Source organism: Stenotrophomonas sp. ZAC14D2_NAIMI4_7 (assembly GCF_003086675.1).
GTDB lineage: Bacteria > Pseudomonadota > Gammaproteobacteria > Xanthomonadales > Xanthomonadaceae > Stenotrophomonas.
Genome location: NZ_CP025995.1, coordinates 2,753,194 through 2,772,726, shown reverse-complemented (window position 1 = coordinate 2,772,726; position 19,533 = coordinate 2,753,194). Strand labels below are relative to the sequence as shown.

Sequence of the window (19,533 nt, the reverse complement as noted above, 5' to 3'; positions counted from 1 at the left end):
ATCGCCTGCGCCGCTGGGCGCTGCCGCTGCTGGCCATGCTGGCCGTTGCCGGCTGCGCCCGCACCGAGCAGGGCACCACCACCGTGCGCTTCTGGGCCATGGGCCGCGAAGCGGAAGTGGTCAGCGAGCTGATCCACGAGTTCGAAGCCGAGAATCCCGGCATCAAGGTGGATGTGCAGAACATTCCGTGGACGGCCGCGCATGAGAAGCTGCTGACCGCCTTCGCCGCCGATGGCCTGCCCGATGTCTGCCAGCTCGGCAACACCTGGGTGCCCGAGTTCGCCGAACTGGATGCCCTCACTCCGCTGCAGCCGTTCGTGCAGCGCTCCACCGTGGTCGATCCGCAGGATTATTTCCAGGGCATCTGGGATACCAACGTGATCCACGGCGAGCTGGTGGGCGTGCCGTGGTACGTCGATACGCGCCTGATCTACTACCGCAAGGACCTGCTGGCCAAGGCCGGTTTCGACCACCCGCCGCGCACCTGGGCCGAGTGGGACCAGCAGATGGCCGCGATCAAGAAGATGCAGGGACCGAACCGTTATGCGGTGCTGATGCCGATCAACGAATTCGAGCAGCAGCTGTCGCTGGCGCTGCAGCAGCCCGATCCGCTGCTGCGTGACGACGACACCCGTGGCAACTTCGCCAGCCCCGGCTTCCGCCGCACCCTGGCGTTCTACTCGAACATGTTCGAGCAGGGCTGGGCGCCGAAGATGTCCGAGACGCAGATCTCCAACGTCTGGGATGAATTCTTCCGCGGCTTCAACGTCTTCTACATCTCCGGGCCCTGGAACATCCGCGAGTTCAAGAAGCTGCAGCCGAAGGAACTGGAAGGGCAGTGGGGCACCGCTGCGCTGCCGGGCCCGGAGGGCCCGGGCGCGGGCATTGCCGGCGGCACCAGCCTGGTGATCTTCCGCAAGTCGCAGCAGAAGGAAGCCTCGTGGAAGCTGATCGAGTTCCTGTCGCGGCCGGAAATCCAGGCCCGCTTCCATTCCATCATCGGTGACCTGCCGCCGCGTCGCAGCACCTGGAACGCGCCTTCGCTGGCGGGCGATCCGCTGGCCGCGGCCTTCCGTGACCAGCTGGAACGGGTCAAGCCCACGCCGAAGGTGCTGGAGTGGGAGCGCATCGTGCAGGAAATGCGCATCGTCACCGAAAAGGTGGTGCGCGGTGGCCTGCCGCAGGACAAGGCCGTGGAAGAGCTGGACCAGCGCGTGGACAAGGTGCTGGCCAAGCGCCGCTGGATGCATGAACAACAACGCCTGCAGGGCGGCGGTGCGCAGGCACCTGCCGATGCGCCGGCCGCAGCGGCCGGGAGCCCGCAATGAAACGTACTTCGCTTGCCGGCTGGATCTTCGCCGGCCCCTCGCTGATCGTGCTGGGCCTGTTCTTCGGCCTGCCGGTGGCCTCGGCGCTGGCGCTGAGCGTGACCGACTTCGATCTGTATGCCCTGTCCGACAGCAGCAACCTGCGGTTCGTCGGCCTGGGCAACTACATCGATCTGCTGCAGACCCCGATGTTCTGGAAGTCGCTGTGGAACACCACCTACTTCGTGCTGATCGGCGTACCGCTGTCGATCGGCGTGTCGCTGGGCGCGGCGATGCTGCTGAACGCACCGGCGGCGCGCTTCAAGGCGCTGTTCCGCACCGCACTGTTCGCCCCGGTGGTGACCACCCTGGTGGCGGTGGCGGTGATCTGGCGCTACCTGTTCCACACCAGCTACGGCCTGGTGAACTACGGCCTGGGCCACATCGGCATCAGCCCGATCGACTGGCTGGGTGACCCGAACTGGGCCATGCCCACCATCATGCTGTTCGCCGTGTGGAAGAACTTCGGCTACAACATGGTGATCTTCCTGGCCGGCCTGCAGGCCATTCCGCACGACCTGTACGAGGCCGCGCGCATCGACGGTGCCTCGCGCTGGAAGCAGTTCCTGCACATCACCCTGCCGATGCTCGGCCCGGTGCTGCTGGTGGTCGGCGTCATTACCGTGTCCGGCTACTTCCAGCTGTTCGCCGAACCCTATGTGATGACCCGCGGCGACCCACTGCAGAGCACCGTCAGCGTGCTGTATTTCATGTTCGAGGAAGGCTTCAAGTGGTGGAACCTGGGTCGCGCCTCCGCGGTGGCGTTCCTGCTGTTCCTGATCATCCTGGCGGTGACCACCGTGATGCTGCGTTTCGGCCGCAAGAGGCAGTTGGTATGAGTCGTGAAATCGGCCAGTCGCGCTGGCACCCGTGGATGGTCAATGGTGCGTTGCTGGTGCTGGCCCTGGTCAGCCTTGCGCCGCTGCTGTGGATGGTCTCGGTCTCGTTCATGCCGCAGGGCGAGGCCACCCATTTCCCGCCGCCGTTGCTGCCCTCGCACGTCACCACGCGCAACTACCTGGAGTTGTTCGCGCGCACCGGCATGGGCGGCAACTTCGCCAACAGCCTGCTGGTGTCGCTGGCCATCACCCTGGGCTCGCTGCTGCTCAACACCATGGCCGGATACGCCTTCGCCAAGCTGAACTTCGTCGGCCGCGAGCGTCTGTTCCAGGTGCTGATGGCGGCGCTGGTCATCCCGGCGCAGGTGGCCATGCTGCCGCTGTTCCTGCTGATGAAGCAGCTGGGCCTGGTCAACAGCTTCGGCGGCGTGATCGTGCCGGCCCTGGCCAGCGTGTTCGGCATCTTCCTGGTGCGCCAGTACGCCCGCTCCATTCCCGATGAGCTGCTGGAAGCGGCGCGCATCGACGGGGCAGGGGAGCTGCGCATCTTCTTCCAGATCGTGCTGCCGATGCTCAAGCCGGTGCTGGTCACCCTGGCGATCTTCACCTTCATGGGCGCATGGAACGATTTCATGTGGCCATTGATCGTGTTGACCGACCAGGAGCACTACACTTTGCCGGTGGCACTGGCCACCCTCTCGCGCGAACACATCATGGACGTGGAAATGATGATGGCCGGCGCGGTGGTCACCGTGGTTCCGGTGCTGGCGCTGTTCCTGGTGCTGCAGCGGTACTACATCCAAGGTCTGTTGCTGGGGAGTGTGAAGGGATGAAGCGTGCGATCGCCGTTGGATTGGGCCTGCTGTGGTCTTCCCTGGCGATCGCCGCACCACCGGCGCTGCCCGCGCCGAAGGTGCTGGATGACTTCGACGACGTCGGCGCATGGAAGCTGGTGCTGTCCGACCAGGTCAGTGGTTCGCTGCGCCCGGTCACCGCACCGGGCGGTGGCCGCGCGCTGTGCCTGGATTACGACTTCCACAAGGTCTCCGGCTATGTGGGCCTGCGCCGCGCGCTGAACATCGAATACCCGGTCAACTACCGCTTCGGCTTCCAGCTGCGCGGCGATTCGCCGGGCAACGACCTGCAGTTCAAGCTGATCGACGCCAGCGGTGACAACGTGTGGTGGGTCAACCGCCCCGGTTACAGCTTCCCCAAGGCTTGGACGCCGGTGGAGTACCGCCGGCGCCAGATCGACAAGGCCTGGGGGCCGTCGCCGGACAAGGAGATGGCGCGTAGCGCCGCAGTCGAGTTCACCATCTACAGCAAGGTGGGCGGGCGCGGCACGGTGTGCTTCGACAAGCTGACCCTGCAGGGCCTGCCTGCGCAGGACACCTCGCCGTTGCATCCGGCGGTGATTGCCGATACCGCGCCTGCGCTGCAGGACCGCATGATCGACGGCAAGAGCGATACCTTCTGGATCAGTGGCGGGGTCAAGCAGCAGACCATCAGCCTGGACCTGCACGACACGCGCGAGATCGGCGGGGCGGTGATCGACTGGCTGCCCAGCCTGGAAGCGACCCGCTACACCGTGCGCACCTCGCAGGATGGCCGCGACTGGCGCACCGTGCGTGAGGTGACCAATGGCGGCGGTGGCCGTGATTGGCTCGCGCTGCCCGACACCGACGCGCGCTATGTGCGCTTCGACCTGCAGGGCGGCCCGAACTGGCGCTACGGCATCCGCGACATCGCGCTGAAGCCGCTGGCCTTCGCGGCCACGCCCAACGCCTTCCTCTCGTCGGTGGCGGCGGACCTGCCGCGCGGCGCACTGCCGCGTGCGTTCGTGGGCGAGCAGCCGTACTGGACCCTGCTGGGCCTGGATGGTGGCCAGGAACAGGCGCTGATCAGCGAAGACGGTGCGCTGGAGCCGGCCAAGGGCAGCTTCAGCATCGAGCCGTTCGTCCGCCTGGATGGAAAGCTGCTGGACTGGTCCAACGTGGCCATCACCCAATCGCTGCAGGATCGCTATCTGCCCATCGCCAACGTGGACTGGGTGCATGAGAAGGCTGGGTTGTCGGTCACCGGTTTCGTGCAGGGCACGCCCGAGCGCGCGCAGCTGATCGGCCGCTACCGCCTGAGCAACCCGGACAAGGTGGCGCACGAATACACCCTGGCCCTGGCGATCCGGCCGTGGCAGGTGAACCCGCCGACTCAGTTCCTGAACACCACCGGCGGCTTCAGCCGCATCGAAGCGCTGGACGTGGGCGACCAGCTGGTACGGGTGAACGGCGAGCCGCGCATCTACCCGCTGCAGGCCCCGGACGCACGCTTCGCCACCACGTTCGATGGCAAGCTCGATGCGATGCACTTGGCCTCGGGCAAGTTCCCGGCGACCACGGCGGTGAAGGATTCCACGGGCCTGGCCTCCGGCGCCCTGCTGTACACGATCAAGCTCGAACCCGGGCAGAGCCGCGAGGTGGCCGTGGTGCTGCCGCAGACCGGCGGCTGGAAGCCGCAGGCGCTGGACGTGGCCAAGGCACAGCAGCAGGTCGCGGCGATGTGGCGCGACAAGCTGGGCGTGGTCAGCCTGCAGGTGCCTGCGGCGGGCCAGCCGCTGGTGGAAACCCTGCGCACTGCCGTCGCCCACATGCTGATTTCCCGCGTGGGGCCGCGCCTGCAGCCGGGCACGCGTTCGTATGCACGCAGCTGGATCCGCGACGGCGCGATGATTTCCGAAGGACTGCTGCGCATGGGCCGCAGCGATGCGGTGCGGGACTACGTGAACTGGTACGCGCCCTTCCAGTTCGAGAACGGCAAGGTGCCGTGCTGCGTGGATGCACGCGGCAGCGACCCGGTGCCGGAGAACGACAGCCATGGCGAACTGATCTACAACATCGCCGAGTACTGGCGCTACACCGGCGATGGCACCTTCCTGGAACTGATGTGGCCGCACGTGCAGGGCGCCTACCAGTACATGGAACAGCTGCGTGCCAGCGAGCGCACCGAAGAGAACCGCGCGCGCAATCCCGCGTTCTACGGGATGATGCCGGCCTCTATCAGCCACGAAGGCTATTCGGCCAAGCCGATGCATTCGTACTGGGACAATTTCTGGGCACTGCGCGGTTACAAGGACGCGGCGATCATCGCCGCGCAGCTGGGCAAGGTCGAAGCGATGCAGATCAGCGAATCGCGCGACCAGTTCCGTGATGACCTGCAGGCATCGCTGCAGTCGGCCATGCAGCAGCATCGCATCGACTTCCTGCCCGGTTCGGCCGAGCTGGGGGACTTCGATGCCACCTCCACCACCATCGCCCTGGCGCCTGGTGGTGAGCAGGGGCGCCTGCCGCAGCCCGCGCTGGACACCACGTTCGAGCGCTACTGGAACGAATTCGTGGCGCGCCGCGACGGCAAGCGCGAATGGAAGGATTACACCCCGTACGAGTGGCGCAACGTGGCCGCGTTCGTGCGCCTTGGCTGGCGTGACCGCGCCTGGCAGGCCAGCCAGTTCTTCTTCAAGGACCGCGCGCCGCTGGCCTGGAACCAGTGGGCCGAAGTGGTCTCGCGCACGCCGCGCACGCCGTTCTTCGTGGGCGACCTGCCGCATGCCTGGGTGGCCTCGGACTTCGTGCGCTCGGCGCTGGACATGTTCGCCTACAACCGCGATGTGGATGACGCGCTGGTGCTGGCCGCAGGTATTCCCACGGCCTGGTTCCAGGGCGAGGGCATTGCCGTGCAGGGCCTGCGCACCCCACAGGGGCAGCTGAACTACCGCCTGCAACGCAACGACAAGCAGCTGGTGCTGGAAGTGCAGCCGGGCCTGCTGCCGCCGGTGGGGGGCGTGGTGCTGCCGTGGCCCTACAGCGGCGAACCCGGCGCGGCCACGGTCAATGGCGAGCCGGCCGAATGGGTGGACAACGAGCTGCACGTGCACGCGCTGCCAGCGCGTGTGGAAATTGAAGTGCCAAGTGCGGTGCGCCGCGCCGAACGCAAGGGGCAGTAAACATGGTGTTGAAGCAGGGGAGGGCGCGCGTGGCACTGCGCGCCCTGGGGCTGGCGATGGCATTGGCATGGCCCGCGTTGGCGGTGGCGCAGCAGGCAGGTGAGCCTGCCGTTGCGCAGGCATCGACCGCGCCCGGCATGGGCATGGTCACCTTCAACCTGCACCATGACCGCGAAGACTGGCCGACCCGGCGGCGCACGATCGTGGCCGAGCTCAAGCGCCTGCAGCCCGATGCCATTGCACTGCAGGAAGTGATCCAGCGCCGCAACGTGCGCAACCAGGCACAGTGGCTGGCCAGCCAGCTCGGTTACAAGTACGTCTTCGTATCCACCGATCCGGTGGGTGCGCCCAAGCGCTATGGCAACGCGCTGCTGACCCGGCGCCCGATCCTGGCCCACGGCGAGCACCTGCTGCAGCCGCTGGATGACTACCGCACCGTGGCCCACCTGCGCATCGACGTGGACGGGCAGCCGGTGAACGTCTATGCCACGCATCTGAACGAGCGCAGTGACGAGCGTGGCCAGGGCATCCGCCGCAGCCAGGTGGAAGACCTGCTTCGCTTCATCACCGAAACCTCGGCCGGTGCGCCGGTGGTGATTGCCGGTGACTTCAACGCGCTGGTGGATGCAGGCGACCTGAGCGAGCTGCGCAGCCACTACGGCGACAGCTACGGCAGCGTGCATGTGAACACCGACCTGGCCGAGGTCAGTACCTTGAACCGGCACTATTACCAGGCGCCCTCGCGCATCGACCACATCTTCTTCCAGCAGGACCGGATGGTCGCGCGCGAAGCCAGGATCCTGTTCGACCAGCCCGACGACAGCGGTCGCTGGGCGTCGGACCACTACGGGGTCTGGACCCGGCTGCAGTTCGCCCCGGCGCGCTGACACCACCGGGCTTCATGCTCTGGTAGGTGCCGACCTTGGTCGGCACGGACGCATCCGCGTGCGGTGAATCAAAGTGCCAACCAAGGTGGCACCTACCCAGGAAGCAGTGCCGCACCCGCTCTTGCTCTGGTAGGTGCCGACCTTGGTCGGCACGGACGCATCCGCATGCGGTGAATCAAAGTGCCAACCAAGGTTGGCACCTACCCAGGAAGCAGTGCCGCACCCGCTCTTGCTCTGGTAGGTGCCGACCTTGGTCGGCACGGACGCATCCGCGTGCGGTGAATCAAAGTGCCAACCAAGGTTGGCACCTACCAAGAAAGCAGTGCCGCACCCGCTCTTGCTCTGGTAGGTGCCGACCTTGGTCGGCACGGACGCATCCGCGTGCGGTGAAGCAAAGTGCCAACCAAGGTTGGCACCTACCAAGCAAGCAGTGCCGCACCCGCTCTTGCTCTGGTAGGTGCCGACCTTGGTCGGCACGGACGCATCCGCGTGCGGTGAATCAAAGTGCCAACCAAGGTTGGCACCTACCCAGCAAGCAGTGCCGCACCCGCTCTTGCTCTGGTAGGTGCCGACCTTGGTCGGCACGGACGCATCCGCGTGCGGTGAAGCAAAGTGCCAACCAAGGTTGGCACCTACCAAGCAAGCACGGACGCACCTGCGCGCGGTGAATCAAAGTGCCAACCAGGTTTGGCAACCACCAAGGCCCTACGGGCCGCACCAACAAAAACGGCGGGGATCATCGATCCCCGCCGTTTCGCTTTCACGCGATCAAAGAACGATCAGTTCGCCGGCGGCGTGCGCTTGGCGGCTTCTTCGTCTTCATCCGACGCCGGGGCCTCGGCAGCCTGGCTGGCCGAATCGGCGTGGCCATCGGCCACCGGGTCGATCGACGGCGTCACCACGGCTTCGGCCACCGGCGCAGCAGCTTCAACCGGCGCGGCTTCCACCACGGCCGGGGCCACCGGCTGCTCGGCCACCGGCTCAACCTGCACGACCGGCGCGGATTCGGCTGCCGGTGCGACGACCGGTGCAGCCTCTGCCACCGGAGCAGCCTCGACGGCGACCGGCTTGGCCTCGACCACCGGGGCGGCGTCGGTCACGACCGGAGCGGCTTCCACCACCGGAGCGGCCTCGACCACGGCCGGCTTGACCTCGGCCACGGGGGCGGCGGCAACCGGCTGCACCGGGGTGGCCGCATCGATGGCATCCAGCATGCTGGTCTGCACCGGGGTCGGCTTCGGCTGTTCCGGCTGCGCTGCCGCTTCGCGGGCCACCGGCACGTCCACGGACTGCACTTCGGCAACCGCTTCCAGCACCGCGCTGCTGACCGCAGCCACCGGTGCGGCAGCGGCCACAGCGGCCGGTGCGCGCGCGGGCTTTTCCGCCTCTACGCTGGCCGGCTCGATCTCGTCGTCGAAATCGAACTCGGGCTGCGAACGCGCCGGCTGCTGGGCAGCCACCGGAGCGGGCGCGCTGCTGTCGCGGTTCGGTTCGACCACGTCCTGGTCTTCGCCTTCGTCACCCTCGTCCTGGTCATCGCCCAGCGCGTCGGTGCCGTTGGCGTTCTCGGCGCCACCGCGACGACGACGACGGCCACCGCGACGGCCGCGACGACGGCGGGTTGCGCCTTCGCCGGCCTGCTCGCCATTGGCCGCATCGGCCGCAGCCTCTTCATCGCCGGCAACCACGCCTTCGGCCTCAACGGCCGGGGTCGGGGTGGTGTCAGCGGGGGCCTCGACCTGTGCTGCCGGAGCGGCAACCGGGGTCGCCACCGGTGCGGTGGCTTCCTGTGCAGTGACCACGTTGGCGGCCACCGCAGTGGCGGCAACCGCGGCGGCCGCGGCGGCTGGCACGGTTTCCACGGCCTCTTCGGCGGCGTTGCGCTGCGGCTTGTCGGTCGGCTTCTCGCCATCCTGCGGACGCGGCTGGCGCGGCTGCTTCAGCTTCGGCTGCTGCTGGCCCTGGCCCTGGTTGGGGTTCTGGCCCTGCTGCTCGTTGCGCGGCTTGTTCTGCTGCGGCTGCTGCGGCTGGGCAGCGTCCTTCTGCTGCTTGCCCTGCTGCGGCTGCTGCTGCGCATTGCCGTTGTTGTTGCGGCCTTCCTTGCGCTGTTCGTTGCGGTCCTTGCGGTTGCCGCCATCCTTCTGCGCATTGCCGTTGCCGCCGTTGCCACGGTTCTCGTCGCGGCGGTCCTTGTTGCGGTCCTTGTTGCGATCCTTGTTACGGTCCTTGCGCTGGCCGCCGTCGTGCTGCGGCTGGCGCGCGGCCGGGGCCGGCGCGGCCGCCGGGGCCGGTTCGCCACCAAAGATGCGCTTCAGCCAACCGACCACGCCACCGCTGCTGGCAGCGGCCGGGGCAGCTGCAGCCACCGGGGCCGGTGCCGGGGCAGCGACCGGTTCGGCTTCGGCACGCACCGGGGCCGGTGCGGTGTGCTTGACCTGGGTCACCGCCGGCGGCGGGATGTTCAGCTGGCCCTTGGTCAGGGCGTGCACCGGCAGCTTGCGCGGGGTGCCGCGCTGGTAGCTGGGCTTGTTGCTCTCTTCACCCAGCTCGTTCTCGCGCAGGCGGGTAACGGTGTAGTGCGGGGTGTGCAGCTGCTCGTCGGCAACGATCACGATCGGCGCTTCGTGGCGGCGTTCGATCTCGCGCAGCGCGCTGCGCTTCTCGTTCAGCAGGTAATTGGCGATCTCCACCGGGGCCTGGACCAGCACCTGTCCGGTGTTTTCCTTCATCGCATGCTCTTCGGCCACGCGGATGATCGACAGCGACAGCGACTCGACGCTGCGCATGCGGCCATGGCCATCGCAGCGCGGGCAGACGATCTGGCTGGATTCGCCCAGGCTCGGGCGCAGGCGCTGGCGGCTCATTTCCAGCAGGCCGAAGCGCGAGATGCGGCCGACCTGCACGCGCGCACGGTCGTACTTCAGCGCGTTGGCCAGACGGTTCTCGACCTCGCGCTGGTGCTTGTTGGAGGCCATGTCGATGAAATCGATCACCACCAGGCCGCCCAGGTCGCGCAGGCGCAGCTGGCGGGCCACTTCCTCGGCCGCTTCCAGGTTGGTCTGGAAGGCGGTGTCTTCGATGTCGCTGCCCTTGGTGGCGCGCGAGGAGTTCACGTCCACGGCGGTCAGCGCTTCGGTCTGGTCGACCACGATCGAGCCGCCCGACGGCAGGCGCACGTTGCGCTCGTAGGCACCTTCGATCTGCGATTCGATCTGGAAGCGGTTGAACAGCGGGATGTCGTCCTTGTAGTGCTTGAGCTTGCGCAGGGTCTGCGGCATCACCTGCTGCATGAACTCCTTGGCGTGCTCGTACATCTCCTCGGTGTCCACCAGGATCTCGCCGATGTCGGCGCGCAGGTAGTCACGCAGGGCGCGCACGATCAGGCGCGATTCCTGGTAGATCAGGAACGGGGCCGGCTTGCTCAGGGCGGCTTCGGCAATGGCGCGCCAGACGCTCAGCAGGTAGTCCAGGTCCCACTGCAGCTCTTCGGCATCGCGGCCGACGCCGGCGGTGCGGATGATCACGCCCATGTCGTCGGGGATGTTCAGCTTGTCCAGGGCGTCCTTCAACGCGGCCCGGTCTTCGCCCTCGATGCGACGGGAAACACCGCCGGCGCTGGGCGAATTCGGCATCAGCACCATGTAGCGGCCGGCCAGGGAGATGAACGTGGTCAGGGCAGCGCCCTTGTTGCCACGCTCTTCCTTGTCGACCTGCACGACCACTTCCTGGCCTTCCTTCAGCAGCTCGCGGATGCCGGCCTTGTTGTGGTCGACGCCCGCCTGGAAGTAGTCGCGGGAGATTTCCTTCAGCGGCAGGAAGCCGTGGCGACCGCCGCCGTATTCGACGAAGGCCGCTTCCAGCGAGGGCTCGATGCGGAAGATCCGGCCCTTGTAGATGTTGGACTTCTTCTGTTCCTTGGACGGCTGCTCGATATCGATGTCATACAACGACTGGCCATCGACGATGGCAACACGCAGCTCTTCGGCCTGCGTGGCGTTGATCAGCATTCGCTTCATTCTTGCGTTCCTCGCAAGCGGCTACCGCGCGGAACGCCATGGGGTTTCGCCTCTGGATACGGCTCGCCGCCCATTCGCGCATGCGCGGGGAGGGCAGCTTCGGTTTCCAGCGCTACGACACCACGGCAGGCCGCGGGAGCGCTTCACTCTTATGGGTTTTGGGGTGTTGCAGGGCCGCAGGCAGCTGTCAGCCAGGCTGGAGCGCCACGCGGGACATGTTCAGCTCGGTTGCGTGTCAGGCATCCGGCGATGGCCGGGAAGGCCGGTGAGCCGCTAACATGGCCGCCCCGCGGGCGGTGGTCGCGCACTGTGCCGGATTCGTCGGAAGCTGGGCTTCTGGCCCTGAGTAACTTCCAACGAAATCAATCCCTTATCTCGCCCCCCGAGTGTAACAGAATAAACAGCCCGATGACTGCATCAGACCCCACCAAGCCGGCCGGCGACAAGCCTTCCGTGCGCATGATCACCGTTCCCGAGGACCGCGCCGGCCAGCGGCTGGACAACTTTCTGCTGGGCCAGCTGAAGGGCGCCCCGCGCAGCCTGGTCTACAAGCTGGTGCGCAGCGGCCAGGTGCGTGTGAATGGCGGCCGCGCCAAGGCCGAACGCAAGCTGGAGGCGGGCGACGAGGTGCGTGTGCCGCCGGTTCGTCTCACTGAAGAAGGAGACAAGGCCGGCCCGCCCGAGGCGTTCATGCGCCGGCTGGAGCAGGCGATCGTGTTCGAGGACGCGCGCCTGCTGGCCCTGAACAAGCCCACCGGCGTGGCCAGCCACGGCGGCAGCGGCATCAGCTTCGGCGCCATCGAGACCCTGCGTGCGCTGCGCCCGGGGCAGACCCTGGAGCTGGTCCACCGGTTGGATCGCGACACCTCGGGCCTGCTGATCGTGGCCAAGAAGCGTTCGGCGCTGAGCGAACTGCAGGCCCTGCTGCGTGAAGACCACGGTGCCGGCATCCGCAAGCGCTACCTGACCCTGCTGGCCGGGCGCATGCCCGACGGCGTGATGACCGTGGACGCCCCGCTGCACGTGGGCCTGCGCCAGGGCGGCGAGCGCCATGTGCAGGTGAACGCGATCGGCAAGGAATCGATCAGCCACTTCCGCGTGCTGGAACGGCGCGGCGGGCATTCGTACTGCGAGGTGCGCATCGAAACCGGCCGTACCCACCAGATCCGCGTGCATGCCCAGCACCTGGGGCACCCGGTGGCCGGTGACGATAAGTACGGCGATCCTGCCGTCAACAAGCGGCTTCGTGAGCAGATCGGGCTGAAGCGCCTGTTCCTGCACGCCGCCTCGCTGGAGTTTGCGCTGGACGCCGGCCAGACCCCGTATGTGCTGAACGCGCCGTTGGCCGAAGAGCTGGTGGAAGCGATGGATCGCCTGAAGTAGGCGACCCTTGTAGAGTCGAGCCGTGCTCGACTGCTCTTCGGCCGGGCGCGGCGGAAAGCCAGTCGAGCACGGCTCGACTCTACCGGGCGGCGCGCAAACCACTCACCACTTGAACAGCACCAGGCTGATCGCCAGCGTGCCCATGCCGGCCACCAGCCCGTACACGGTCTCGTGGCCCTTGGCATAGCGCTTGGCCGCCGGCAGAAGCTCATCCAGCGCCAGGAACACCATCACCCCGGCAATCAGTCCGAACACCCAGCCGAACGTGGCGTGCGACAGCGCGCCCTTCAGCAGGAAATAACCGATCACCGCGCCCACCGGCTCGGCCAGGCCCGACAGCAGGCTGGCGGCGAAGGCGTGCAGCTTGTTCTGCGTGGCGAAGTACACCGGCACCGCGATCGCGATGCCTTCGGGAATGTTGTGGATGGCGATGGCAAAGGCCAGCGGCATGCCCACCGACGGGCTTTCCAGGGTGGCGAAGAAGGTGGCCAGCCCTTCCGGGAAGTTGTGCGCGGTGATGGCGATGGCGGTCAGCAGGCCGACCCGCTTGATGTACGCCTTGTTGTTGTCGCGGAACGCGGGGTCCTGCTTGTCCAGCGTCTCGTGCGGGTTGGGAATCAGGTGGTCGATCACCACGATCGCCAGCATGCCCAGCAGGAAGGCCGCCGTGCCGTAGGTGAAGCCGCTGCGCTCGCCGTAGGCCAGCGAGAACGAGTCGATGGCCTTGTTCAGGATTTCCGACAGCGAGACATAGACCATCGCGCCGCCGGCGAAGGCCAGGCCGAAGGCCAGCAGGCGCGGGTTGGGCCGGCGCGAGAACAGCACCAGCAGGCTGCCGATGGCCGTGGCCAGGCCGGCGGCCAGGGTGACGGCCAGCGCCATCCAGATGTTTTCAGGGGGGATCTGCAGCATGTGCCGACGCGTTCCAGGGTTTCAGTCGACCGCCCCGGCACGGGCCGGGGCGGCAGGGGCGAGGCGGGCGTCGGCTGGCCTCGTCGCAGTCAGCGCGATCAGCCGCCGCGGCGGGCGCGCTCCTCAATGGCAAAGCACTGGTCGGGCTTGGGCTGCGGCGGGTTGAAGCTGACCGGCACCTGGATCGTGGCCGGCACGGCCGCGCCATTGCGGGTGGCGGCCTTGAACTGCCAGCCCTGCACGGCGGTGCGGGCCAGTTCGTCCAGCTGCGGGTTGCCCGCGCCGGTCAGCAGGGCCACGTCGCTGGGCTTGCCGTCGGTGCCGATCACCACCTTGAAGGTGCTGGTGCCGCCCACGCCCAGGCAGGCCAGTTCCAGCGGGTACTGCGGCGGCGGTGTCTTCACCGCCGCCACTTCGGTGGGCGGGGCGGCCGGTGCCGCCTGCGGTTCTGCGCCGCCGCAGCCGGCCAGGCCGGTGGCAGCCAACAGGGAAAGGCTCAGCAGTCGCACATTCATCACTTTTGCTCCGTCAGGGCCGAAGTCTTGGCCGCGCAGATGAAGTCGTTCTCGCTCAGGCCGCCCACGTCGTGGGTGGAATAGCGCACGACGGCGCGGTCGTAATGCACGCCCAGGTCCGGGTGGTGGTCCTCGTGGTGGGCGATCCAGGCCAGCGCGTTCACGAAGGCCATGGTTTCGTAGTAGTTCTTGAAGCGGAAGGTGCGCAGCAGGGCCTGGCCGGCCTCGGCCAGCTCCCAGCCCGGCACCTGCGGCAGCAGCTCGGCCAGGCGGGCCTCGCCCAGCTTGTGGTCGCTGCCCTTTCGCGGCACGCAGTGCGCCTGTGCCAGCGGAATCAGGTCGGACATGGGTTCCTCCACCTCGTGTTGACTGAACAATGCGCCGGACAGTGTATAAATCGAATGAGCGGCCGACGCTGACTTGGCTAGAATAGCCTGATGATCCAGATCTCCGACACTGCCCAGACCCATTTCCGCAAGCTGATCGAACGTGAGGGCGTGCCCGGCATGGGCGTGCGCCTGAGCGCCGTCGATCCCGGCACGTCACGCGCCGATGCGCGCCTGGAGTTCGCCGAGCCGACCGATCTGCTGGGCGACGAATGGGCCGTGGATTGCGACGGCTTCACCTTGTACGTCGACGCCACCAGCGTCGGCTGGCTCGATGGCGCGGAAATCGACATCGTGCCCGGCACCGCCGGTACCCAGCAGCTGACCATCAAGGCGCCGCGCATCAAGGGCGAAGCGCCCGGCGAAGCGGCTTCGCTGGTGGAGCGCGTGCATTGGGTGGTGGAAAACGAGGTGAACCCTCAGCTGGCCTCGCACGGTGGCAAGGTGGCCGTGCAGGAAGTCTCGGCCGACGGCGTGGTGCTGCTGCGCTTCGGTGGCGGCTGCCAGGGCTGCGGCATGGCCGATGTCACGCTGAAGCAGGGTATTGAAAAGACCCTGATGGGCCGCGTGCCGGGCGTGACGGCGGTGCGTGACGCCACCGACCACGACAGCGGCCACGCGCCGTACATTCCCCGCGGCAACGCCGCCTGACCGGCACCGCGTGCCTCTGCCCAGGGCTGAGCAACTTGTCGATGTGCTGCTGGCACGCCAGCAGCAGCGTCTCATTCTCGAAAAGCACACCCGCCTGCCGTATGGCTGGGCGATCTGGCTGCGCTCGCTGAAACCCCTGCCACGGCTGTTCCATGCCCGCGATGTGATTGCGGTGCTGCTGCCGCGGCCATTGCCGGGGCGTCCGGGACGACTGCCGGCGCTGTCGCCGTGGAATGCGGCGCGGCGCCTGTTCTGGCAGGACTGGGAGCCGGCGCCGCGTGACCAGCGCTGGATGCGCTGGACCTCGGCCGTGCTCAGCGCCGTGCTGCATCTGCTGTTCTTCCTGCTGCTGCTATGGGTGGCGGTGATCCGCACCACCGAGCCCGATGCGGAGGGCGCCGAAGGCGAGCGCGTGCAGATTGAATTCGTCGGTGCCGGCGCGCAGGAAGGGGGGGGCGATCAGGCCGGTGCCGAAGCCGCTGCAGCGGCAGCGCCGGCCGGTTCCAGTGCCGCCAGCGGTGCGCCCGGCGGTGCTGCCACCGCACCACAGCCGCAACCGCAGCCCGTTCCGCCCGCACCTGCAGCGCCCGCCGCTGCGGCTGCGGAGAGTGCGCCGCCGCTGGCCGAGCCGGCGCCTGCGGTGGAAACCGCGCCGCCGCCTTCACCGGTGCAGGCCACCGAGGTCGCTGAGGTCACGTCCGATTTCGTGGTGCCGCCAGTGACGGTGCCGCGTACCGAGGTGAGCGTGGTGCCGCGCAGTGTCACCCCCAGCGTGACCGAGCGCAGCGTGCCACTGCTGCAGGCGCCGGCCACCCCGGCGCCCGTGGCACCGACGCAGGTGGTGGTGCAGACGCCTGCACCGCGCGATATCCAGGTGCGCGAGCGCGAAGTGGCCGTGGTGGATGCACCCGTGCTGGCGCCGCAGCCGATGCGCAGCGTGGAAGTGCCGGTGTCGATGCCGCAGCGCGAAGTGCAGGTGCGCGAACGCGAAGTACAGGCAGTGGTTGATCCGCAGGTGCGCATGGCGACCGTGGCCGGCCGCGAGCCGACAGTGCGTGCACCACAGGGCCGTGACGTGCAGGTGCGCGAGCGTGCGATCGCCCCGGCGCCGGCTGCCGCGCCGTCGTCGGCCACCGGCAGTGGTGCTGCGCAGGCCGCGGCAGCCTCAGCCCAGAGTTCGGCAGCGCAAAGCGAGGCCAGCACGGCGGCCACTGCAGCGCCCGCTGCCGCGGCGAAACTGGCACAGGCCGGTGCGCGGCCGTCGCCGACACCGGGCAACTGGGCCACGCCCGCGCGCGGCGACGATTGGGGTGCATCCAGCCGCAATCGTGACGGCGCCGCGCAGGGCAGCAGCCAGGCCAGCCGCAGTGGCCAGGGCGAGGGCTTGTTCAACGCCGACGGCAGCGTGCGCGTGCCTGGCCAGGAGGGCACGGGCGCGGCCGAGCGCGGCGCCCCGGGCGGGGCCAATGACGGTTGGAGCAAGGAGCGCATCGCCCAGTCCGGCACCTGGCTCAAGCGGCCGCCGTACGACTACACGCCCACCTCGTTCGACAAGTACTGGGTGCCGCAGGAATCGCTGCTGGCCGAATGGGTACGCAAGGGCATCAAGGCCATGGAGATTCCGTTGCCCGGCACCAGCACGAAGATTTCCTGCGTGATCTCGATCCTGCAGGCCGGTGGCGGCTGCGGCCTGAGCGACCCGAACATGCAGGACCAGCCGGCAATCGCGCGACCGCCGCCGGATATCCCGTTCAAGAAAGAACTACAGGAAGACAACGGCAGCCGGTAACGGGGCTGCCGCGCCGCGCGAGCACCGGGCGTGAGGTAGATCCACGCCATGCGTGGATGAACTGCCGACGCTGCCTGTTCCTCACTCGCTCTGCGAGAGAAACACCCAGAACGGCACATCACGTCCGACCCAGTCGCGGCAGGCTTCATCCATCACGTCCAGCAGCGTGTCGAACTCCTTGCCCGCTTCGGCACGCAGGGTATCCACGTCGGCCAGGAACAACGCATAGCCCGGGGCAGGCAGCCACTGCAGGTCGCGCAGGTTGTCTGAAAGAGCATCCCAGTTGCCACCGAAACCGGTGGGGAAGTCGAGCTGCGCTGACAGCCGCGCCAGCAGCGTGCGCTTGTCGGCCACGCCCTGCAGGTCGATGCGGATCACCTTCAGCTGTGCATCGCGCATGGCGGCCGATAGCGCGGCGATGTCGCCGGTGTCGATGGCATAGACGCCGGCATTGTTGATGTCGTGCAGGCCGAGGCCGAAATCATCGTGGCTCATGGGCGGTCTCCGGAAGCGGGTACGGTGAAACTGCGGAACGATTCGTAGTGGTCATCGGTGTAGTACCAGGCCTGGGCCGGGTCGCCGCCGGTGACGATGCGGCGCGCGCCGCGGTTGCGTGCGCCCGGGGTGTCGACGGTGTATTCGCGGTAATAGCCACGGTCACGCGGCGGCAGCCGCTGTTCGCGGTTGCCGAAGGTGCTGCCATCCTGGCGGTGCGGGAACGGGCCGCCGCGCTGGATGAGTGCGATCGTCTGCCGCGCCTCGGCCGGCAGGAAGGCGGGCAGGGCATCCTTGCGCGCGCTGGCCGTGGGGGCCGCCGCGGCCGGTTGGCCGGCAAGGCTGGGCGCGAACTGTGGCGGCGCCGGCCGCTGCAGGAAGTGGTTGGCCAGCAGCCCCAGCAACAGCAGGGCGATGGCGGTGATCAGCAGCCGGGGGTTGCGCATGGATGAGCGGGGCAGGGAAGGTGCATGCACTGTAGCGCCTGCGCACTGCATCGCGCATGAGGACAGCGGCAGCGTCACCGCTGCGTAACAATTGCCGGAGGGCTCACGGGCAGGACGCAATTTCCTTTACATCCCCCTTGGTAATCTGCGCGTCTGTCCCCATCATTCAACGCGCACTGCCCGGCGACACCGCCGGGTGCCCTCGCTATCAGGAGATGCATCATGGCCTACACCCTGCCCAAGCTGTCCTACGCCTACGACGCTCTGGAGCCGCATATCGATGCGGCGACGATGGAAATCCATCACACCAAGCACCACCAGACCTACATCAACAACGTCAACGCAGCGCTGGAAGGCACCGAGTACGCCGACCTGCCGGTGGACGAGCTGGTGAAGAAGCTGAAGTCGCTGCCGGAAAACCTGCAGGGTCCGGTGCGCAACAACGGTGGTGGCCATGCCAACCACTCGCTGTTCTGGACCGTGATGGCCCCCAACGCCGGTGGCAACCCGGTGGGCGACGTGGCCAAGGCCATCGACAAGGACCTGGGCGGCTTCGACAAGTTCAAGGATGCCTTCACCAAGGCGGCGCTGACCCGCTTCGGCAGCGGCTGGGCCTGGCTGAGCGTCACCCCGGACAAGAAGGTCGTGGTTGAAAGCACCGGCAACCAGGACAGCCCGCTGATGGAAGGCAACACGCCGATCCTGGGCCTGGACGTGTGGGAACACGCGTACTACCTGAAGTACCAGAACCGCCGTCCGGAATACATCGGCGCGTTCTTCAACGTGATCGACTGGAACGAAGTCGAGCGTCGTTACCAGGAAGCGATCGCCTGATCGCGGCACTGGGATGAAACGAAGAGGCCGGGGCAAACCCCGGCCTTTTTGTTTGCGTACGACGGGGCGATCATTCGCTGGACGCGGGCACACCCTGCAGGCGCAGCGTGGCCATCACCCCCAGCCGCATGCCGGGTGCATCCCCAGCGGCCGGCAGGTCGATGGCCTGCTGGCGGATGCCACCGAAATGCTTGACCTGGAACAGCACGTCCAGGCCGTGCCCGCTGGCACCGCCACCATTGGCGGCCGCCGCGTCGGGGCGGCCGCCCGGATTGCGCCGGGCCGGCTGGAAGCCGGGGGTGCTGCGCACCAGTTCGGTGGTGGGCGCGGCGAAGTCGCCGGCAATCAGGCTGGGCAGGCCTTCGGCAGTGGCGCCGATCCAGGCCATCAGGTCGCTGGTCTGGTGCTGGCGCGCGCTGGCCTCGTCCGCTTCCGGGCGCAGGCGTGCCACATAGACATTCAACAGCGCCTCGCCCAGCCGCAGCCGCAGCATGCCCGCCGCACTGAAGGTGCCCGGCGGATGCAGCAGGGTTACCCCGTCTTCGCTCACCGGCAGTCGGGTCAGCATGGCGTTGCCGTGGCGCAGTGGCTGGCTCGGCGGGTCGGCGGTAACGAAGTCGCAGCTGTAACGCAGGCGGCTGGCCAGCCAGCAGGCCGGATTGCGGCCCTGTTCCTGCAACACCTGCTGCACGGAAATCACATCGGGCTGCAGCTCGGTCAGCAGTTGCAGCACCTGTTCGCGCCGCTGTTTCCATTGCGCGTCATCGCGGCTGGGCAGTTCCAGCGCCGCCACCGTCAGCTGCCGCACGTCGCTGGCCGCGCCGGGCGCCGGCGGCATCTGCGGTCGCGCCAGGGCAGGCAGGACCATCAGCAGCGCAAGGCTGCCGAGCAGGAAGCGGGCGGGGGCGAGGGGGCGCATAACGATAAGTTTACACTTTCGCCGTGCAGGTGCCGTGACTTCCGGCACGGTGCAGCGCGCCTGCCATGGATTGGCGGCGCTGTCATGCAGCCCTGCA

General features: G+C 67.7%; 16 protein-coding genes. 9 read left to right on the top strand and 7 right to left on the bottom strand.

The window, feature by feature from the left end; all coding sequences use genetic code 11:
• Nucleotides 1–35 precede the first annotated feature (35 nt).
• Genes C1922_RS12750 through C1922_RS12730 form a run of 5 tightly spaced genes read left to right on the top strand, consistent with a single transcriptional unit; the run spans nucleotide 36 to nucleotide 7,090 of the window.
• Nucleotides 36–1,328, top strand: coding sequence for a sugar ABC transporter substrate-binding protein (locus C1922_RS12750; RefSeq protein WP_108751590.1), 1,293 nt, complete (start codon nucleotides 36–38; stop codon nucleotides 1,326–1,328).
• Nucleotides 1,325–2,206 carry a sugar ABC transporter permease gene (locus C1922_RS12745; RefSeq protein ID WP_108750093.1) on the top strand — a complete coding sequence of 294 codons (882 nt, stop codon included), beginning with the start codon at nucleotides 1,325–1,327 and terminating at the stop codon, nucleotides 2,204–2,206. The genes C1922_RS12750 and C1922_RS12745 overlap by 4 nt, the downstream gene beginning before the upstream one ends.
• Nucleotides 2,203–3,039: a carbohydrate ABC transporter permease gene (locus C1922_RS12740; RefSeq protein ID WP_108750092.1), complete on the top strand. Its 837-nt coding sequence runs from the start codon at nucleotides 2,203–2,205 to the stop codon at nucleotides 3,037–3,039. The genes C1922_RS12745 and C1922_RS12740 overlap by 4 nt, the downstream gene beginning before the upstream one ends.
• Nucleotides 3,036–6,203, top strand: a complete 3,168-nt coding sequence (locus C1922_RS12735; RefSeq protein WP_108750091.1) for a discoidin domain-containing protein — start codon at nucleotides 3,036–3,038, stop codon at nucleotides 6,201–6,203. The genes C1922_RS12740 and C1922_RS12735 overlap by 4 nt, the downstream gene beginning before the upstream one ends.
• A gap of 2 nt (nucleotides 6,204–6,205) precedes the next feature.
• Nucleotides 6,206–7,090, top strand: a complete 885-nt coding sequence (locus tag C1922_RS12730; RefSeq protein WP_108750090.1) for an endonuclease/exonuclease/phosphatase family protein — start codon at nucleotides 6,206–6,208, stop codon at nucleotides 7,088–7,090.
• 779 nt (nucleotides 7,091–7,869) lie between these two features.
• On the opposite strand, the gene C1922_RS12725 is transcribed toward C1922_RS12730, so the two are convergent.
• Nucleotides 7,870–11,106: an Rne/Rng family ribonuclease gene (locus C1922_RS12725; protein WP_108750089.1), complete on the bottom strand. Its 3,237-nt coding sequence runs from the start codon at nucleotides 11,104–11,106 to the stop codon at nucleotides 7,870–7,872.
• Nucleotides 11,107–11,514: 408 nt separating this feature from the next.
• Between C1922_RS12725 and C1922_RS12720 the strand changes: the two genes are divergently transcribed.
• Nucleotides 11,515–12,489, top strand: coding sequence for an RluA family pseudouridine synthase (locus C1922_RS12720; RefSeq protein WP_108750088.1), 975 nt, complete (start codon nucleotides 11,515–11,517; stop codon nucleotides 12,487–12,489).
• Between the two features lie 102 nt (nucleotides 12,490–12,591).
• Here the strand turns inward: C1922_RS12720 and zupT are convergent, their stop codons facing one another.
• The 3 genes from zupT to C1922_RS12705 form a co-directional block, all read right to left on the bottom strand.
• Entirely contained in the window at nucleotides 12,592–13,401 is an 810-nt protein-coding gene (zupT, locus tag C1922_RS12715) for a zinc transporter ZupT (RefSeq protein ID WP_108750087.1), read from the bottom strand.
• 98 nt (nucleotides 13,402–13,499) lie between these two features.
• Nucleotides 13,500–13,916: an energy transducer TonB gene (locus C1922_RS12710; RefSeq protein WP_108750086.1), complete on the bottom strand. Its 417-nt coding sequence runs from the start codon at nucleotides 13,914–13,916 to the stop codon at nucleotides 13,500–13,502.
• Nucleotides 13,916–14,263, bottom strand: coding sequence for a 4a-hydroxytetrahydrobiopterin dehydratase (locus C1922_RS12705; protein WP_108750085.1), 348 nt, complete (start codon nucleotides 14,261–14,263; stop codon nucleotides 13,916–13,918). The genes C1922_RS12710 and C1922_RS12705 overlap by 1 nt, the downstream gene beginning before the upstream one ends.
• Before the next feature lie 90 nt (nucleotides 14,264–14,353).
• On the opposite strand from C1922_RS12705, the gene C1922_RS12700 reads away from it, so the two are divergent.
• Together C1922_RS12700 and C1922_RS12695 are read left to right on the top strand one after the other, a co-directional pair.
• Nucleotides 14,354–14,953, top strand: coding sequence for an NfuA family Fe-S biogenesis protein (locus C1922_RS12700; protein WP_108750084.1), 600 nt, complete (start codon nucleotides 14,354–14,356; stop codon nucleotides 14,951–14,953).
• 10 nt (nucleotides 14,954–14,963) lie between these two features.
• Nucleotides 14,964–16,742: a hypothetical protein gene (locus C1922_RS12695; RefSeq protein ID WP_108750083.1), complete on the top strand. Its 1,779-nt coding sequence runs from the start codon at nucleotides 14,964–14,966 to the stop codon at nucleotides 16,740–16,742.
• A gap of 81 nt (nucleotides 16,743–16,823) precedes the next feature.
• On the opposite strand, the gene C1922_RS12690 is transcribed toward C1922_RS12695, so the two are convergent.
• Nucleotides 16,824–17,237, bottom strand: coding sequence for a barstar family protein (locus tag C1922_RS12690; protein WP_108750082.1), 414 nt, complete (start codon nucleotides 17,235–17,237; stop codon nucleotides 16,824–16,826).
• Nucleotides 17,234–17,683, bottom strand: coding sequence for a ribonuclease domain-containing protein (locus C1922_RS12685; protein ID WP_108750081.1), 450 nt, complete (start codon nucleotides 17,681–17,683; stop codon nucleotides 17,234–17,236). Before C1922_RS12685 ends, C1922_RS12690 begins: the two co-directional genes overlap by 4 nt.
• A 222-nt stretch (nucleotides 17,684–17,905) precedes the next feature.
• On the opposite strand from C1922_RS12685, the gene C1922_RS12680 reads away from it, so the two are divergent.
• The gene (locus C1922_RS12680; protein ID WP_108750080.1) at nucleotides 17,906–18,517 is read left to right on the top strand and encodes a superoxide dismutase; all 612 of its coding nucleotides are present in this window, start codon (nucleotides 17,906–17,908) and stop codon (nucleotides 18,515–18,517) included.
• A 70-nt stretch (nucleotides 18,518–18,587) separates the two neighbouring features.
• Here C1922_RS12680 and C1922_RS12675 read toward each other — a convergent pair whose 3' ends face one another.
• Nucleotides 18,588–19,436, bottom strand: coding sequence for an endonuclease/exonuclease/phosphatase family protein (locus tag C1922_RS12675; protein ID WP_108750079.1), 849 nt, complete (start codon nucleotides 19,434–19,436; stop codon nucleotides 18,588–18,590).
• Nucleotides 19,437–19,533: the final 97 nt, after the last annotated feature.

Excerpts from the sequence above, each read along its gene's own strand:
- C1922_RS12675 (WP_108750079.1), bottom strand. The coding sequence starts at position 19,436 with ATGCGCCCCCTCGCCCCCGCCCGCTTCCTGCTCGGCAGCCTTGCGCTG.
- C1922_RS12685 (WP_108750081.1), bottom strand. The coding sequence starts at position 17,683 with ATGCGCAACCCCCGGCTGCTGATCACCGCCATCGCCCTGCTGTTGCTG.
- C1922_RS12740 (WP_108750092.1), top strand. The coding sequence starts at position 2,203 with ATGAGTCGTGAAATCGGCCAGTCGCGCTGGCACCCGTGGATGGTCAAT.
- C1922_RS12725 (WP_108750089.1), bottom strand. The coding sequence starts at position 11,106 with ATGAAGCGAATGCTGATCAACGCCACGCAGGCCGAAGAGCTGCGTGTT.
- C1922_RS12680 (WP_108750080.1), top strand. The coding sequence starts at position 17,906 with ATGGCCTACACCCTGCCCAAGCTGTCCTACGCCTACGACGCTCTGGAG.
- C1922_RS12690 (WP_108750082.1), bottom strand. The coding sequence starts at position 17,237 with ATGAGCCACGATGATTTCGGCCTCGGCCTGCACGACATCAACAATGCC.
- C1922_RS12720 (WP_108750088.1), top strand. The coding sequence starts at position 11,515 with ATGACTGCATCAGACCCCACCAAGCCGGCCGGCGACAAGCCTTCCGTG.
- C1922_RS12700 (WP_108750084.1), top strand. The coding sequence starts at position 14,354 with ATGATCCAGATCTCCGACACTGCCCAGACCCATTTCCGCAAGCTGATC.
- C1922_RS12730 (WP_108750090.1), top strand. The coding sequence starts at position 6,206 with ATGGTGTTGAAGCAGGGGAGGGCGCGCGTGGCACTGCGCGCCCTGGGG.
- C1922_RS12735 (WP_108750091.1), top strand. The coding sequence starts at position 3,036 with ATGAAGCGTGCGATCGCCGTTGGATTGGGCCTGCTGTGGTCTTCCCTG.
- C1922_RS12750 (WP_108751590.1), top strand. The coding sequence starts at position 36 with ATGCTGGCCGTTGCCGGCTGCGCCCGCACCGAGCAGGGCACCACCACC.
- C1922_RS12705 (WP_108750085.1), bottom strand. The coding sequence starts at position 14,263 with ATGTCCGACCTGATTCCGCTGGCACAGGCGCACTGCGTGCCGCGAAAG.
- C1922_RS12745 (WP_108750093.1), top strand. The coding sequence starts at position 1,325 with ATGAAACGTACTTCGCTTGCCGGCTGGATCTTCGCCGGCCCCTCGCTG.
- C1922_RS12710 (WP_108750086.1), bottom strand. The coding sequence starts at position 13,916 with ATGAATGTGCGACTGCTGAGCCTTTCCCTGTTGGCTGCCACCGGCCTG.
- zupT (WP_108750087.1), bottom strand. The coding sequence starts at position 13,401 with ATGCTGCAGATCCCCCCTGAAAACATCTGGATGGCGCTGGCCGTCACC.